At 64.6% G+C, this 16356-nt stretch carries 11 protein-coding genes; all 11 read left to right on the forward strand.

All coding sequences use genetic code 11. The features are described 5' to 3' along the window. The first annotated feature begins 306 nt into the window (after window positions 1-306). Genes tagH through AO064_RS10570 form a run of 11 tightly spaced genes read left to right on the forward strand, consistent with a single transcriptional unit; the run spans window position 307 to window position 16313 of the window. Window positions 307-1641, forward strand: a complete 1335-nt coding sequence (tagH, locus tag AO064_RS10520) for a type VI secretion system-associated FHA domain protein TagH (RefSeq protein ID WP_064053235.1) — start codon at window positions 307-309, stop codon at window positions 1639-1641. A gap of 57 nt (window positions 1642-1698) precedes the next feature. Next, window positions 1699-2208, forward strand: a complete 510-nt coding sequence (tssJ, locus tag AO064_RS10525) for a type VI secretion system lipoprotein TssJ (RefSeq protein ID WP_015886554.1) — start codon at window positions 1699-1701, stop codon at window positions 2206-2208. A gap of 18 nt (window positions 2209-2226) precedes the next feature. Beyond that, the gene (tssK, locus tag AO064_RS10530; RefSeq protein ID WP_015886553.1) at window positions 2227-3561 is read left to right on the forward strand and encodes a type VI secretion system baseplate subunit TssK; all 1335 of its coding nucleotides are present in this window, start codon (window positions 2227-2229) and stop codon (window positions 3559-3561) included. Window positions 3562-3567: 6 nt separating this feature from the next. Continuing rightward, window positions 3568-4857 (forward strand): DotU family type VI secretion system protein, encoded by a 1290-nt coding sequence (locus tag AO064_RS10535; RefSeq protein WP_015886552.1) that lies wholly within the window; start codon window positions 3568-3570, stop codon window positions 4855-4857. Then, window positions 4854-8354 carry a type VI secretion system membrane subunit TssM gene (gene tssM / locus AO064_RS10540; protein ID WP_064053236.1) on the forward strand — a complete coding sequence of 1167 codons (3501 nt, stop codon included), beginning with the start codon at window positions 4854-4856 and terminating at the stop codon, window positions 8352-8354. The genes AO064_RS10535 and tssM overlap by 4 nt, the downstream gene beginning before the upstream one ends. Beyond that, window positions 8351-9004 carry a type VI secretion system-associated protein TagF gene (gene tagF / locus AO064_RS10545; RefSeq protein WP_064053237.1) on the forward strand — a complete coding sequence of 218 codons (654 nt, stop codon included), beginning with the start codon at window positions 8351-8353 and terminating at the stop codon, window positions 9002-9004. Before tssM ends, tagF begins: the two co-directional genes overlap by 4 nt. Further along, window positions 9005-9724, forward strand: coding sequence for a PP2C family protein-serine/threonine phosphatase (locus AO064_RS10550; protein ID WP_064053238.1), 720 nt, complete (start codon window positions 9005-9007; stop codon window positions 9722-9724). Continuing rightward, window positions 9721-12708: a serine/threonine-protein kinase gene (locus AO064_RS10555; protein ID WP_064053239.1), complete on the forward strand. Its 2988-nt coding sequence runs from the start codon at window positions 9721-9723 to the stop codon at window positions 12706-12708. The genes AO064_RS10550 and AO064_RS10555 overlap by 4 nt, the downstream gene beginning before the upstream one ends. Then, the gene (locus AO064_RS10560; RefSeq protein ID WP_064053240.1) at window positions 12708-13412 is read left to right on the forward strand and encodes an ABC transporter ATP-binding protein; all 705 of its coding nucleotides are present in this window, start codon (window positions 12708-12710) and stop codon (window positions 13410-13412) included. The genes AO064_RS10555 and AO064_RS10560 overlap by 1 nt, the downstream gene beginning before the upstream one ends. After that, entirely contained in the window at window positions 13412-14596 is a 1185-nt protein-coding gene (locus AO064_RS10565; protein ID WP_064053241.1) for an ABC transporter permease family protein, read from the forward strand. Before AO064_RS10560 ends, AO064_RS10565 begins: the two co-directional genes overlap by 1 nt. Then, entirely contained in the window at window positions 14589-16313 is a 1725-nt protein-coding gene (locus AO064_RS10570) for a formylglycine-generating enzyme family protein (RefSeq protein WP_015886545.1), read from the forward strand. Before AO064_RS10565 ends, AO064_RS10570 begins: the two co-directional genes overlap by 8 nt. Window positions 16314-16356 lie beyond the last annotated feature (43 nt).

The raw sequence follows: 16356 nt of genomic DNA on the forward strand, positions 1-16356 counted from the left end.
TATGCAAGATGCCACTAATGTGCCATCACTGGTATTCAAGAAGTTGTGCATTTTTGGTGTAGTAGTTAGGCCTTGTCAAGGTAAGCTATTCGCCCTCTGTGACAGATGTGCGGTGCTTAACAACCTGCGCGACTGGCGGGTCGAACGACGCACCGGGACAGGATTTTTGTCATAGAGCCCAGTTAAGATCAGCGATCATGCTGGAAAAGCAGGTTGTAGAGGGTCGATTGCACGGCCTGATGGAGATTTCCCGGGAACCGTTGTCCTGGGAGTCGACCGCGCGCGAAGTATCAGCAAGGAGGCAAGATGTCGCTGTGTTTGACTATTACTAGTTATCACAAGATTACCCCTGGGCAGTGCTCGGAAAAGTCCATGAATCAGGGCGCGATGGCTATCGGCCGCAGCTCGGATAATGACTGGGTATTGCCTGATCCTGAGCGGTTGGTGTCTTCGCAACACTGCGTTATTCAATACAAAGATGGCCGTTATTATTTAACCGATAACAGCACTAACGGTGTGGAGTTGGTGAACGCCGGTATTCGTATGCGCCGGGGTAATAGCGAGCCACTGCAAGACGGCGAGCTGATCCGTATCGGCGATTACGAGATCCAGGCGCGTATCGACTTCAACGTGCAGGCCGTTGATAGCCAGGCCTTTGCCGGCGAATCACCGAACAGCTTTGAAGCGCTGATGGGCGCCGTGGTGAACAAGCCCACGCCAGTCCCCACGCCAGCGATTGCACCGCAGTTCCAGGGCGCTTCGTCGATGGACACGCTGCCGGACCTGTTTGATTTCCTCAGCCCCACCGCCGTACCGCCACCGACCGTGCCGGACCATGTGCCTTCCGAGCAGCACGACTTTCGCCCACCGGCGCCGGTCGTGGCGCCCGTGGCCGAGCCGCCCGCGGTGTCGGGCTCGGTGATTCCCGAAGACTGGGACCTGTTTGGCGATACGCCTGCGCCTGTTGCCAGCGCTGCGCCGCCGCCACCTCCACCGCCGATCATCCAGCCGCCTCCCGTGGTCGAGCCCGTGCTCCCCGTGGCAGACAACCAACAACCCGACCTGCTGCAAGCCTTCCTGCGTGGAGCGGGCCTGGACCAACTGCGCCTGGACAAAGCCCAGGCCGAGGCACAGATGGAAAGCATCGGCCGCAGCTACCGCCTGATGGTCGAAGGCCTGATCGACGTGTTGCGTGCCCGCGCCAGCCTCAAGGGCGAGTTCCGCATGCAGCAGACGATGATCCAGCCGGCGGAAAACAACCCGTTGAAATTCGCCCCGAACGCCGACGAAGCGTTACTGCTCTTGCTTCGTCACGGCAACCAGGCGTTTATGGCGCCGGATCTCGCCGTGCGCGACAGTTTCAACGACCTGCGTGCCCACCAGTTGGCGGTGATGGCCGGTGTGGAAGCGGCGATCAAGCACTTGCTCAGTCGCTTTGAGCCGGCTCAGCTGGAGGAACGCATGGGCAAGCCCGGCGGGCTGTCGAGCATTTTCAATGGCTCGCGCCAGGCCCAGTACTGGCAGCAGTTCACCGAGCTCTACAGCAATATTTCCCGCGAGGCCCAGGAAGACTTCCAGGACCTGTTCGGCCGCGAATTCAGCCGAGCCTACGAAGAGCACAGCGCACGACAGCGTCGGTAACACCGCGCCGCGACACATGGATCAACGGATAGCTAAGTACGTCATTGAGGACGCAGGATGATTCCCAGGTTTTTACTCGCAATTGCCACACTGCTTTTGCTGACGGCGTGTGCCAAAGACGCCGCCAAACCCGAAACCGCCGCCGAGGCCGAAGCGGATACGGCCGCTGTCGAGCTGCACTTCCACGCGATCAGCGGGCTTAACCCAGGCGCCAACGGCCAGGCCGCACCGGTGCGGGTGCGCATCTTTGAACTGAAAAACGCCGCCACCTTCGCCCGCTCCGATTACTTCGCCCTGGCTGACCGGGCGCAATCGACCCTGGGCCTGGACCTGCTGGACCAGGACGAAGTGATGGTGCAACCCGGCGAGCAACTGAGCATCCAGCGCGACCTCGACCCGTCCACGCGCCAGATCGGGCTCTTGGTGGGCTATCGCGAGTTGGACCGTGCGCAATGGCGCACGGTGATCAACGTGCCTGCGCGCCAATACACCGAATACCAGATCAGCCTCGATGTACGCGCCGTGCGCGCCGACGTCGTGGTCACCCCATCCAGCCCTGCCCAATAAGAAGCAATCGGAGCCCCCATGTCCTGGAACAATCGCGTGGTCTGGTCGGAAGGCATGTTCATCGGAACGCAGCACTTCCAGCAGCATGACCGTTACCTGGAAAACCTGATCGACGCCCGCAGCCGCCCGTTGTCCGCCGGCGCCTGGGGGTTTTCCGAGCTGCTGATCGACCAGGGCCTGCTGGCCCAGGGCAAGCTGGCGATCGTGTCGGCGCGCGGCCTGCTGCCGGACGGTACGCCGTTCAACATCCCCCAGGACGACCTGGCACCGAGCCCGTTGAATATTGACGACAACCTGCGCGACGGCCTGGTGTACCTGGCGCTGCCGCTCAAGCGTGCCGGCGCCCGCGATACCGTGGATGAAGGCGAAGCCCTGGAAGCGGCGCGTTACGTGAGCCAGGTCCGCGAAGTGCGTGACGACAACGCCCCGTTCGAAAATCGCGCCCCGGTGGCCGTGGGCTCACGGGCCCTACGTCTGCTGACTGCCCAGGATGGCATCAGCGATTACGCCGCTGTGGGCTTGGTGCGCATCAAGGAAAAGCGCGCCGACCGTGCGCTGGTGCTCGACGACACTTACATTCCGCCGGTGCTGGACGTCGCCGCGAGCAAGCCGCTGACGGCGTTTCGCAGTGAGCTGCTCGGCCTGCTGCACCAGCGCGGCGAGGCCTTGGCTGGCCGCGTAGTTGCCTCGGGCGCCGGTGGCGCGTCGGAGATTGCCGACTTCATGCTGCTGCAACTGGTCAACCGTGCCCAACCGCTGATCCAGCATTTGAGCCAGTTGAGCCCGCTGCACCCGGAGCGCTTCTTCAGTGAGTTGGTCAGCCTGGCCGGCGAGTTCTCGACCTTCTCCACCTCGGGCCGTCGCCCGCAGGAATACCCGCAGTACCAGCACGACGACTTGGCCCTGAGCTTTGCCCCGGTGATGGCGGCGTTGCGTGAAGCGCTGTCGATGCTGATCGACAGTAAGGCCACGCCGATCCCGATTGTCGAGAAAGCCTACGGCGTGCACGTGGCGATGCTGGCCGACAAGACCCTGCTCGACAACGCCAGCTTCATCCTCGTGGTGCGGGCCGACGTGCCCGGTGAAACCCTGCGTGCGCGCTTCGGCCAGCAGAGCAAAGTCGGCTCGGTGGAGCACATCCGCGACCTGGTCAACCTGCAACTGCCGGGCATCAGCCTGTTGCCTCTGCCGGTGGCGCCACGCCAACTGCCGTACCACGCCGGCTCGACCTATTACGAGCTGGATCGCGGCAGCGAGGCCTGGCAACAGTTGGGCAACTCCGGCGGTTTTGCCTTCCATATCGCCGGGCAGTTCCCGGGCTTGAACCTGGCCTTCTGGGCGATCCGAGGATAATCCGCGATGCATCCCAATGATGATGACCGCACCCAGTTCATGCCGCGTCCGGGTGGCCGGGCGCCGGAACCGGTGCGTGCCGAACCTTCGCCGCTGGCCATGCCGGCCGCGCCGATGCTCACCGGCAAGAGCCAGGGCCTCAACCCGCTGGAAAGCGCCGCCGGCCCCTTGCTGGCGCTGCTGACGCGCCTGCGCAACACCATCGCCCACCCGGCACCGGCCAGCCTGCGCGCGCAGTTGTTGGCTTACCTGCGCCAGTTCGAAGAGCGCGCCGAAGCGGCCGGCATCGCCCGCAATGAAGTGCTGCTGGCCCGTTACGCGCTGTGCACCGCGTTGGATGAAGCGGTATTGAGCACGCCTTGGGGCAGCACCAGTGATTGGGGCAAGCAGAGCCTGCTGATCACCGTGCACAACGAAGCCTGGGGTGGCGAAAAAGTCTTCCAGTTGCTCGACCACTGCCTGCAAAGCCCACGGGAACGCCTGTACCTGCTGGAGTTGTTGTACCTGTGCATGTGCCTGGGTTTCGAAGGCCGCTACCGCGTGATGAACGACGGTCGCAGCCACTTGGAAGCCCTGCGCGAGCGCACCGCCGCGGCCATTCGCAGTGCGCGGGGTGAACACGAGCGTGAGCTGTCGCCGCACTGGCGCGGCGTGACCGTGGCCCGTGATCGCCTGGCGCAATTCATGCCGCCGTGGATCGCCGTGGCCATCGGCGTCGCGCTCCTGCTGGCGTTGCTGTTTGGTTTGCGTTTGAAGCTGGCGTCGGATGCCGAGCCGGTGTTCAAGAATATCCATGCCCTGGGCGAGATCCCGGTGCAGGCCATCGACCGTCCGGTGGCGCAGCCTAAAGTCATCGAGCGCCCACGTCTGGCCGGCTTCTTGGTGGAAGACATCAAGGCGGGGCGCGTTGCCGTGGAAGATGCGGTCGACCGTTCGGTGGTCACCATCCGTGGCGATGAGCTGTTTGCGTCCGCCAGCTCCAGCATCGTCGATGACTACCAGCCGCTGATGCTGCGCATCGCCGACGCCATCCGCAAGGTCAAGGGCCAGGTGCGGGTGACCGGGCACAGTGACAACCGCCCGATTGCCACGCTGCGTTTCCCGTCCAACTGGGCGCTGTCCGAAGCGCGGGCCAAGTCGGTGCTGGACATCCTCGCGGCCAAGACCGGCCAGGCAGACCGCTTCAGCGCCGAGGGCCGCAGCGACACCGAGCCGGTGGCTACCAACGCCACCGCCGAAGGCCGTGCCCGCAATCGTCGGGTTGAAATCACCGTATTGGCGGAGGGCGTCGAGTGAAGGCGTTTTTCAGTTTCATGATTCGCTGGGTGATCCCCGTGCTGGGCCTGATCGCCCTGAGCCTGATCATCTGGTTTGTCGGGCCGTTGCTCGATGTGCTGGTGCCGGAAGGGCGCCGTTGGGCGCTGATCATCCTGGTGTTTGCGGTATGGATTGCCTATCGCGTGTTCCGCATCATCCAGGCCCGCCGCCAGGCCGCCGAAGTGATGCGCAGCCTGGCCGCGCAAACCCCGGCCGACCCCAACAGCACCGCCACCGCCGAAGAACTCACCACCCTGCGCCAGCGCATGGACGAGGCCCTGGCGCTGCTGAAAAAGGCCAAGCTGGGTGGCGATGAACGCCGCAACCTCTACGAGCTGCCGTGGTACGTGATCATCGGCCCGCCGGGCTCGGGCAAGACCACGGCGCTGGTCAACTCCGGGCTGCATTTTCCGCTGGCTGCGCAGCTGGGTGCCGGTGCCGTGCGCGGCGTCGGCGGTACGCGCAACTGCGACTGGTGGTTCACCGATCAAGCCGTATTGCTCGACACCGCCGGCCGCTACACCACTCAGGACAGCAACTCCACGGTGGATAAAGCCGCTTGGCTGGGCTTCCTCGACCTGCTGAAAAAGCAGCGCTCGCGCCGCCCGATCGATGGCGCCTTTATCGCCATCAGCCTGTCGGACCTGTTGCTGGGCACCGACGCCGAACGCGCCGCCCATGCCGCCGCCATCCGCTTGCGTATTCAGGAGCTGTACACCCAACTGGGCGTGCGCTTCCCTATCTACCTGATGCTGACCAAGCTCGACCTGGTGCCGGGCTTCATGGAGTTCTTCGACAACCTCAGCAAGGAAGAGCGCGCCCAGGTGTGGGGCATGACCTTTGCCCTGGACGACGGCAAAAACACCGACAGCCCGCTGGCGCATCTGCAAAGCGAGTTCGCCGGCCTGGAGCAGCGCCTCAACGAACGCCTGGTGGAGCGCCTGCAACAGGAACGCGACCCCGCGCGGCGCGACCTGATCTATGGCTTCCCGCAGCAGTTCGGTGCGTTGAAGGATTGCCTGCAAAGCTTCCTCGAAGGCGTGTTCAAACCCAATGCCTTTGAAGAGCGCGTGTTGCTGCGCGGCGTGTACTTCACCAGCGGTACCCAGGAAGGCAGCCCGATTGACCGTCTGATCGGTGCGATGGCCCAGAGCATGAACCTGGACCGCCAGCACCTGGCGCGCCAGAGTGGCACCGGGCGCAGTTATTTCATCGAAAAACTCTTCACTGCGGTGGCGTTTGCCGAGCGTGGCCTGGTCGGGGTGAACCCGAAGGTCGAGCGTCGGCGCAAATGGATTGCACGCGGTGTGCTGGCCGCCACCGTGGCGCTGGTCGTGGTGGTCAGCGGCCTGTGGTGGGTGAGTTACCGCGCCAACCAGGCGTATATCGCCCAGGTCGACCAAAAGGTCGCGCCACTGGGCCAGACCGTGCAGAACCTGAGCCCGGCGCAGCGCGACGTCCTCGCCGTGCTGCCGTTGCTCAACGCCGTTAAGAACCTGGCGGGCGACTCGCCCAGCTGGTCCGAAGGCCTCGGGCTGTACCAGGGCGACATGCTTGAAGCCGAGTCCGCCAGTGTTTACCGCAAGCTGTTGATCGCGGTGTTCGCGCCACGCCTGGTGACGCGCATCGAAGAACAACTGCACGGTGGCGGCAATTCCGACTTCCTCTACGAAGGCCTCAAGGCCTACCTGATGCTCGCTGACACCGAGCATTACGACCCGGACTTCATCAAGGCCTGGATCGCCCTCGACTGGGACCGCAACCTGCCCCGCGATCTGCCGGCGGACCAACGGCAGGCCCTGGCCGGGCATTTGCAGGCGCTGTTCGAACGCCATCCGCCGAGCGCACGCCTCGACCCACGTTTGATCGATGACCTGCGTCGCCAGTTGCAACAACTGCCGGTGGCCCAGCGCGTCTACGACCGGGTCAAGCGCCAGAAACTGCCCGAAGGCATCCCGGACTTTCGCATCAACGAAGCCGCCGGTCGTGACGCAGCGCTGGTGTTCAGCCGCAAAAGCGGCAAGCCGCTGGGCGAGCCGTTGAGTGGTTTCTTCACCGCCAAAGGCTATCGCCAGGCGTTCCTGCTGAGCAGCCTGAACCAGACCGGCACCCTCGCCGAAGAGCAGTGGGTGTTGGGCCACGAACAGGCCGACCAACAGAACGTGGTGAGCCTGGCCGCCGACGTGCGCCGCCTGTATTTCCAGGATTACCAGCGCCAGTGGGATGCCTTGCTCGCGGACATCGACTTCGTGCCGATCACCAGCGTGGCCCAGGCGGCCGACGTGCTGCGGGTGATTTCCGGCCCGACCTCGCCGCTGAAAAAACTGCTGGTGGCCGTGGCCAAGGAAACCGATCTGCAAGCCGAAGAACGCCAGCTGGCCGCCAAAGGTGTGCCGGTGGAAGGGGGCGTCGACAAGCTCAAGGAGCGCCTGGGCAGCCTGCTCGGCCAGGAGCAACCGACCGCCAATACGCCCGTCGCGGCGGATGATCCGGTGACCGCACACTTCGCCGAACTCAACAGCATCGTCAGCAAGAACGAAGGCGAGCCGGCGGCCATCGATGGCCTGCTCACCGACATGAATGCGCTGTATGTGCAGGTCAGCGCCATGGTAGGTGCCAGCGGCGATGCGTTGCTCGGCGAGGCAAAGAACCAGGCGGCGGCGGCGGCCACGCGGGTCAGCCTGAACGCCGAGCGCCAGCCGCCGTTGGTGCAGGGCATGGTCAAGTCGGTGGTCAACTCCACCACCAACAGCATGATGGGCGGCGTGCGTAACCAGTTGAACGCGGCCTGGGTCAGTGAAGTGGTCAACGTGTATCGCCAGTCGCTGGCCGGGCGTTACCCGATGTCGCCGGGCAGTGCGCGGGATGCCACCCTGGATGACTTCGGCCAGTTCTTCGGGGTGGGCGGGGTGATGGACAACTACTTCCGCAAATACCTGCAGCCCTACGTGGACACCTCCGCGCAGACCTGGCGCTGGCAGCCGGGCGCCGCACAGAAACTCGGGATTGCACCGGGTGTGCTGCAAACCTTCCAGCGTGCGGCGACGATCCGCGATGCGTTCTTCCGCGCCGGGGGGACCCAGCCGATTGTGCGGTTCGAACTCAAGCCGGTGTCGATGGACCCGACTATCACGCAGTTTTTGCTTGACCTCGACGGCCAGCAATTGAGCTACGACCACGGCCCCAGCCGCCCGGTGGCGATGCAATGGCCGAACCCTGGCAGCATTGGCGTGGTGCGCATTTCGATCATGCCGCCATCGGCCAGTGGCCGTTCGGGCGTGACCCTGGACGGGCCGTGGGCCTGGTTCCGCTTGCTCGAGCAATCGGACCTCACCGCCGGTAATTCGCCGGACCGTTTCAACCTGCGCCTGCGCGTCGACGGTGCGAGCATCGCCTACGAGCTGCGCGCCAACAGTGCCTTCAACCCGTTCAAGAGCCGCGTGCTCAGCGGCTTCAGCCTGCCGGAGCGGCTATGACGGCGCTGGGTTTCTACGGCAAGTTGGCCAGCCGCGGCGATTTTGTCAGCCGCGCCTTGCCCCAGAGTTTTATCGGCCCGTGGGACAGCTGGCTGGCGGCGGGTTTGCTTGCCAGCCAAAACAGCCTCGGCGCTGATTGGCTCAACACGTACCTGGTCAGCCCGCTGTGGCGCTTTGTGCTGGCGCCCGGCGTGTGTGGGCCGGACGCGGCGGCGGGCGTGGTGATGCCGAGCATCGATCGGGTCGGCCGCTACTTTCCGCTGGCGGTGGTGGCGTTGCTCGATCACGCCACCAACCCAGCCTCGCTGGTGGGCGGGCCGGACAGCTGGTTCGAGCAGGCCGAAACGCTGTTGCTCAGCACCCTGGATACCGGTGCCACCTTCGAACGCTTCAATGACGGTCTCGATAGCCTGGGTTTCCCGGCGAGCGAGCTACGCGCGCAGGACAGCCGTTTCGCCGGTCTGCAACGGGTGGCCGCCACTGAACCGCACCAGCGCATGACCGCGCTCGCCGAACTGGCCTGCGACGGCGCGAGCCTGTGGTGGGGCCGGGGCTCGCAGGCGATTTCCCCAGGTTTGTTGCGGTGTCAGGGCCTGCCTGCCGCCAGCGATTTTGCGCAGTTTTTGCTCGGACAAGAAGGTGTGGTGTAGATGGGGTCGACGTACAAATCCGCGAGCAAAAGCCATGTGGGCATGGTCCGCCAGGTCAACGAAGACGCCTGCCTGGACCTGCCGGAAAATCGTCTGTGGGTGGTGGCCGACGGCATGGGCGGGCATGCGGCGGGGGACTATGTGAGCAGCCTGATCGTCGACAGCCTGCGCAGCGTGCCGGTGGGGCGCTCGCTGGATGAATACACGGCGGCGCTGCGCAACGACCTGATCCGCATCAACGCAGCCGTGCGCGAAGAAACCGCCCACCGTGGGGTGACCATGATGGGCAGTACCGTGGTGCTGTTGGCCGCCCGAGGCCTGCGCGGCGTGTGCCTGTGGGCCGGCGACAGTCGCTTGTACCGCTTGCGCGACGGTGTGCTCGAAGGCATCTCACGCGACCACAGCTACGTCCAGGACCTGCAAGACAGCGGCCTGCTCAGCGAAGCCGACGCCCGCGTACACCCACGCGCCAATATCGTCACCCGCGCCATTGGCGTGGAGGCTCACTTGGACCTGGCGGTGGTCGACCTGCTGATCGCCCCCGGTGACAGCTACCTGCTGTGCAGCGACGGCTTGAACAAGACCGTCGAAGACCATGAGATCCGCGAAGTGCTCAGCCATGACGCGCCGGATGAAATCGTGCGCAGCCTGGTGCACCTGGGGCTCAACCGGGGCGCGCCGGACAACATCACCGCTGTCGTCGTGAAGGTATCGCCATGAACATCGTCATCCCCGGCTACGACATCGAAGGCGAGATCGGCGAAGGCGCCATGGCCAGCGTGTACCTGGCGACCCAGCGCTCGCTGGAGCGCAAGGTGGCGTTGAAGGTGATGGCGGCGGCGCTGGCGGCCGACCCGAGCTTCTGCGAACGCTTCCTGCGCGAGGGTAAGACCCTGGCGCGCTTGTCGCACCCGCACACGGTGACCATCCATGACATCGGCAACGTCGGTGAGCTGTATTACATGGCCATGGAATACCTGCCCAACGGTACGCTCAAGGAGCGCATCGCCGCTGGGTTGACGCCGGAGCAGGGCGTGACGCTGATTCGCCAGATCGCCTCGGCGCTGGGCTATGCCCATGCCCAAGGACTGGTGCACCGCGATGTGAAACCGGCGAACATTCTGTTTCGCGCTGATGGCACGGCGGTGCTGTCCGACTTTGGTATCGCCAAGTCCCTGGACGACCGCACCCAGTTCACCCAGGCCGGGTTTGCCGTGGGCACGCCGAGCTACATGAGCCCGGAACAGGCGCGGGGCCAGGAGATCGACGGCCGTGCCGACCTGTACGCGTTGGGTGTGGTGCTGTATGAAATTCTCGTCGGCAAGCTGCCGTATAGCGGCACCGACGCGCTGTCCACGGCATTGGCGCACCTGACTGAGCCATTGCCGGAACTGCCGGTGCACCACGGTCGCTACCAGGAGGTGCTGCGCAAGCTGTTGGCCAAGGACCCGGCGGAACGGTTCCCGGATGCAGCGGCGTTGTTGCAGGCCCTGGATAACCTGCCGGCGGAGTCGCCGGAGGCCACCTTGGTGCGGCCGCTGCCCATCCCGCTGAGCTTCGACCTGGCGGGCATGACCCCGGTCACTATCGATATTCCGACCGATAAACCACAGCCGCAACCTGTCGCGCGCCAGCCGGTGGTGACACCGACGCAACACAACGCCGTGTCCGAGCAGCGCCGTGGGCCGGTGATGGCTTTGGCGGCGGTTGCGGTGGCGGTGGCCTTGGCCATCGGTGGTGCCAGTTACTGGTGGTTGAGCGGTAGCGATAAGCCCGTCGCCAAGCCGCCGGCTGCGGTGGTGCCCGCGGTGGCGCCCACGGTGGTGCCGCCTGTTCCCGACGTCGACGGCGGCCAGCGTCCGTTACTGATGGCAGGTAAGAAGACACTGTTCCAGCGCGTCCTGAGTAAGCCGGGCGCCAAGCTTTCCTCTGACGCAGGCAGCGCGCCGGGCAAAGCCCTGCCGGCGTTTTCCGTGCTCTATGTCTACCAACGCAAGGACGTCGACGGCAGCCCGTGGGTACGCGTCGGTGCCGCCACCGATGGGCGCAGCGACGGTTGGTTGCCGGCGTCACACGTCAGCGACTGGAAACAGAGCCTGGTGCTCAAGTTCACCGAACGTTCGGGCCGGGCGCCCGTGATGTTCCTGCGCCAATCCGGCGAAGTAGAGCAGTTGTTGGCCGACCCGGCCGCCGCCAAAGGCGTGCTGGCCAAGGCGCAGAAAAACAGCGAAGACAACAGCCAGATACTGGCCCTGGAACCGACGGCCAGCGCGGTGCCGCAGAACCAGTTCTACCTGTTGCCGATCTTCGATTCCAAAGAGAGCTTTGACGAAAACGGCCAGCCGGTGCAGTTGCTCAATGTGGCCTCCATCGACCCCGGCAGCAGCGCGGCCGCCAAGCCCTCGACGCCGGTGATCAAGGCCAACGCCGACGCCTTCCGGACCGCCGTAGTGTTGGTGGTCGACACCACCGTGTCGATGCAGCCCTACATCGACCAGATTCGCGATGTGGTGCACGAACTGCAAACGCGCATCGCCGAGCGTGGCGAGTTGGACAGTGTCAGTTTCGGCATGGTGGGCTTTCGCAGCAGTATCAAGAAAACCCCAGGCCTGGAGTACGTGGCCAAGACCCTGATCAGCCTCGACCAGGGCCGCGACCCGCAACGCTTCCTCGACATGGCGCGCCAGGTCAAGGCGTCCACGGTGTCCAGCCATTCGTTCAACGAAGACGCGTTCGCCGGGGTGATGCAGGCGGTGGATGGCATGGATTGGTCCGGCTACGGCGGGCGCATTATCCTGCTGGTCACCGACGCTGGCGCGCTGCGCAAGAACGACCCGTTTGCCGCCACCCAGATGAACGAAGCCGAAGTGCGCCAGGCGGCGCTGGGCAAGCAGATCAAGATCTACGCCCTGCACCTGCGCACCGACGCCGGCAAGAAAACCCATGCCGGTGCCGAGAGCCAGTACCGCATCCTCACCGCCGACGCCAACCCGCAGATCGGCGACCTCTACACGCCGGTGCCGGGTGGCGACGTGCGTAAATTGGGCGAGCGTGTGGACGAAATCGGCACGGTGTTCGCCAACCTTGTTCATCAGGTACGCAGCAATACGCCGCAGCCAGTGCCGTTGTTGAGTTCCGCGCCAACCTTGGCGGATAAATCCGCAGCCGTCGGCTACGCCATGCACATGGATTTCCTCGGTCGCAAAGCCGCGAGCCAGGCGCCGCAACTGGTCAGCGCCTGGACCGCCGACCGCGACCTGACCAACCCGGCACTGCCGGCGTTCCAGGTGTGCGTGATGCTGACCAAATTGCAGCTCAACGACCTGCAACAGTCGTTGAAGCTGATCGTCGACGCGGCGCGCAAGACCCAGACTTCGCCCAAGGACTTCTTCCAGGAAATCGCCAGCGCCTCGGCCTACATGAGCCGCGACCCGCAGGCCCTGCGCAAGGGCGGCAACCTGGCCGACGGCGGCATTCTTGGTGAATACCTGGAAGGCCTGCCGTACCGCAGCAAGTCGCTGAACATGACCCAGGACTTGTGGTTGTCGTTGAGCGTGGCCGAGCAGGAAGACTTTATCGACGAGCTGGATTCGAAGATCCGCCTCTACGAAACCTTCCACAATGACGTGGCCAACTGGGTCCGTTTCGGCGATGCCGAGCCGGGCGATGCGTTGTACCGCGTGCCGCTGTCGACGTTGCCGTGATGCTGAACCTGAGCGCGGTGCACAAGAGCCGGGGCGTCGGTAGCCAGCGCTATCGCTTGGTGATCCCGGCGTTGACGCTGCGCGCGGGTGAGCAATTGGCGATTGTCGGGCCCAGCGGTTGCGGCAAAAGCACGTTGCTGGACCTGCTGGCGCTGGTCTTGGCGCCGGACCAGGTCGGGCAGTTCGATTTCCATCAGCACGACATCGCCGGGTTGTGGCGTGGCGAGCAGCAGTCCACGTTGGCCGCGCTGCGTAGCCAGCATCTGGGGTATGTGCTGCAGACCGGTGGCCTGCTGGGGTTTCTCGATGTGCGCGACAACATCGCCTTGTCCCGGCAACTGCTGGGACTGACGGACGACGGCAGCGTGTTGCGCCTGGCCGAGCAACTGGAAATCAGTGACCAGTTGGCCAAGAAACCGGCCGCGTTGTCGGTGGGCCAGCGCCAGCGCGTCAGCTGCGCCCGCGCCCTGGCCCATGCGCCGCAGCTGGTGCTGGCGGATGAACCCACCGCGTCCCTTGACCCGCTGAACGCCGAGCGCGTGATGCAGGCGCTGCTGGCCCAGGCTCGTGAGCACCGCGCCGCGTGTGTGATCGCCACCCATGACGAACCATTGGCCCGCGCCAGTGGCTTGCAGGTGCGGCGCATCAGTTGCCGTCGCGACACCGACGGGGGCGTCACCGCGACCCTCGGGGAGGCGTGCTGATGCGCATCGGCTTGGTCGCGTCGCTCGCCTGGCAGGATTACCGCAACGACGCGTGGCTGTCGGCCTGTTCGGTGCTGGCATTGGTCGCTGTGATCGCCCCGTTGCTGGTGTTATTCGGCCTGAAATTTGGACTGGTTAGCAGTTTGACCGAACGTTTGGAGACTGACCCCGCCACCCGTGAAATTATTCCGCTGGGCGGTGGTCGATTCAGCAGCGCCTTTATCGAGCAGCTCGGCCAGCGCAGCGATGTAGCGTTTGCGGTACCGCGCACGCGGCAGATTGCGGCGACAGCGCAGGTGGGCTCGTTGAGCTTGGAGATGCTGCCGACGGCGTCGGGCGATCCGTTGTTGAACGGCTTTCCGTTGCCTCGGGGCCTGGACCAGATCGTGCTGAGTCATACCGCCGCCGAGAAGCTGGCGGCGCGGCCCGGGGATTGGCTGGAAACCAGTTTTGCCCGGCAAGTGGCGGGGCGCGTGGAAGCCCAGCGCACTCGCTTGCAGGTGCTGGCGGTACTGCCGCTGGAGGCCTTCGCCCGTGACGGGTTGTTTGCCGATTTGAAATTGCTGGAAGCAGCAGAAGATTACCGTGATGGTCGAGCAGTACCGGCGCTGGGTTGGGTCGGGGAGGCGGTTGGTGTGACCGAGCAGCGTGTGTACCCGGCGTTCCGCCTGTACGCCCGTCGCCTCGTCGATGTGGAACCACTGCGGGTGTTTTTCGCCGGTCAGAACCTGTTGGTGTCGACCCAGGCCCAGACCATCGCCCAGGTGCAGTCGTTGAGCCGCAACCTGTCGATCGTGTTTTGGATGATTGGCGGTTTGGCGGTGGCGGGTGCGTTTGCGGCGATCTTTGCCGGGGCCCTCGCGGCTGTGGCGCGCAAGCGTCGGGAATTGTCGGTGTTGCGCCTGTTGGGGTTCTCGACGGGTGGGCTGTTGCTGTTTGTGGTGGTGCAGGCGCTGTACAGCGCAGGTTTCGCTGCCGTGCTCAGTGCTGGCCTGTATGGCGCGGCCGAGGCGGCGTTGAATCAGTTATTTGTGCAGGTGCCCGGCGAATACGCCAGCCATCTGTTGGCGCGTCATTACGGCCTGGCCCTGGTTGCAGTCATGGGCGTCAGCGCCGTGGCGGCGGCCTGTGGTGGTTGGCGAGTGGCGCGGATCCAGGCTTCTGAAGGAATCAGAGATGTATAAGTTACTGGGCGCCTGCGTGGCGCTGACCCTTGCCTCGATGGCCTGGGCCGATGAGGACTCTTTATTAGAGAAGCATGACAAGCTCGACAACCCCAAACCGTTGGAAGGCGACGTCAGCCTGCCGCTGCCGTGCGAAGGCAACATGGTGTTCCGCTACGCCTACGTGTTGGCCCAGGGCACCCTGGATGACCGCGAGATCAGCCTCGGCTACCCCTTTGCCGAAGGCGAGGCGGGCTATCAGCAGTCGTTTATTTCCGGCTACCGCCGTGACTTCATCAACGGCCAGTTCACCCTCAAGGACTTGCCCAAAGACTGGAACAAAGTCATCGCGCCGCTGATGCCGAAGACCGACGCCAAGACCCCGCTCAAACCGATGCTGTACTTCATCGGCAAGTACGAAGTGACCGCCCGCCAGTACGCCCAAGTGATGTCGCAGGCACAGTCGCTGGCCAGCGGCGAACCGGCACCGGCGTGCGATGCGCCGACCGGCATGGCCGGGCGCTTGCCCAAGGTCAAGCTGTCGCGCTTTGAAGCCGAGCGCTTCTCGGCGGTGTACAGCGCCTGGTTGATGAAATACCACCGTGAGTTGCTGCCGGTCAGCGGTCGCGGCTCGTCGGCGGATGACGGCGGCTTGGGCTTTGTGCGCCTGCCCACCGAAGTGGAGTGGGAATTCGCCGCGCGCGGTGGCCATGCGGTCAGCCGCCAGGACCTGGAAGGGCGCCTGTTCCCCCGCCGCGTCGAAGGCAGTGACAGTGACGGCCCGCTCGGCGATTACGCCGTGTTCAACCAAGTGGCCGGCGGCACTGGCCAGGCTGCGCGCCTGATGCCCATCGGCACCAAATTGCCCAACCCGATCGGTCTGTTCGATGTGATCGGCAACGCGGCCGAAATGGTCCAGGAGTCCTTCCAATTGGTCCACGCGGGGCGCCGTCAGGGCACCTACGGCGGCTTTGTGGTCAAGGGCGGCAACTACCTGGAAGGCGAGGGCACGCTGTTCACCGGCATGCGCCGCGAGTACCCGCTGTTTGCCGCCGACGGCACCGAGCAAAGCAACGAGACCACGGGTTTCCGCGTGGCGATTGGTGCGCTGTCGGCACCACGTTCGCGCTACAAGGAGCTGTTCGCGCAGTGGCAGAAAGAGGGGCGCCTGGCCTCGCTGACCGACGCCATCGACGACGCCCAGGACCCGACCAAGCGCCTGGACAGCATCATCGCCGCCAGTGTCGATCCCAAGCTGCAAGCTGAGCTGGGGCTGGTCAACGAAGAGCTCAAGCGCAATGTCTCGCTGATCGCCCAGCAACGTGAAGAGGCGGCGGGCAACCTGATTCAGTCGGCCGCGTTGGTGGCCGAGACCATCGCCAACTACAACATTCGCCTGGCCAACCTGCAGAAGAGTCGCCAACAGGCCCTGGACAACAAGGACGAGGCCAGCGCGCAGCTGTTCGACATGGCCATCGCCAATGGTCGCAGTGCGCTTGATGGCGCGGTGGCGATTTATATCGACAACCTGGCCACCGGCACGCGTTACACCGATGCGGTGATCCAGGCTCAGTTTCAACGGATCAAGGAAGAGTTGGATCGCAAGCCTGTGCTCGGCAAGAGCCTGGTGACGCGCGCAACACTGTTCGTTCGCCATGTCGGCAACTACCGCAAGCAACAGCGGGCCGACCCGGCGACGATCTTGAAGGAATTGCTCGCAGCGAGCGGTCAGCGATGATCGCTGGCTGTATGGCGAGCTTGGAAGGGACTCAGGCGGCGGT

Origin of the sequence: Pseudomonas marginalis (assembly GCF_001645105.1) — a bacterium.
GTDB classification, from domain to species: Bacteria; Pseudomonadota; Gammaproteobacteria; order Pseudomonadales; family Pseudomonadaceae; genus Aquipseudomonas; species Aquipseudomonas petroselini.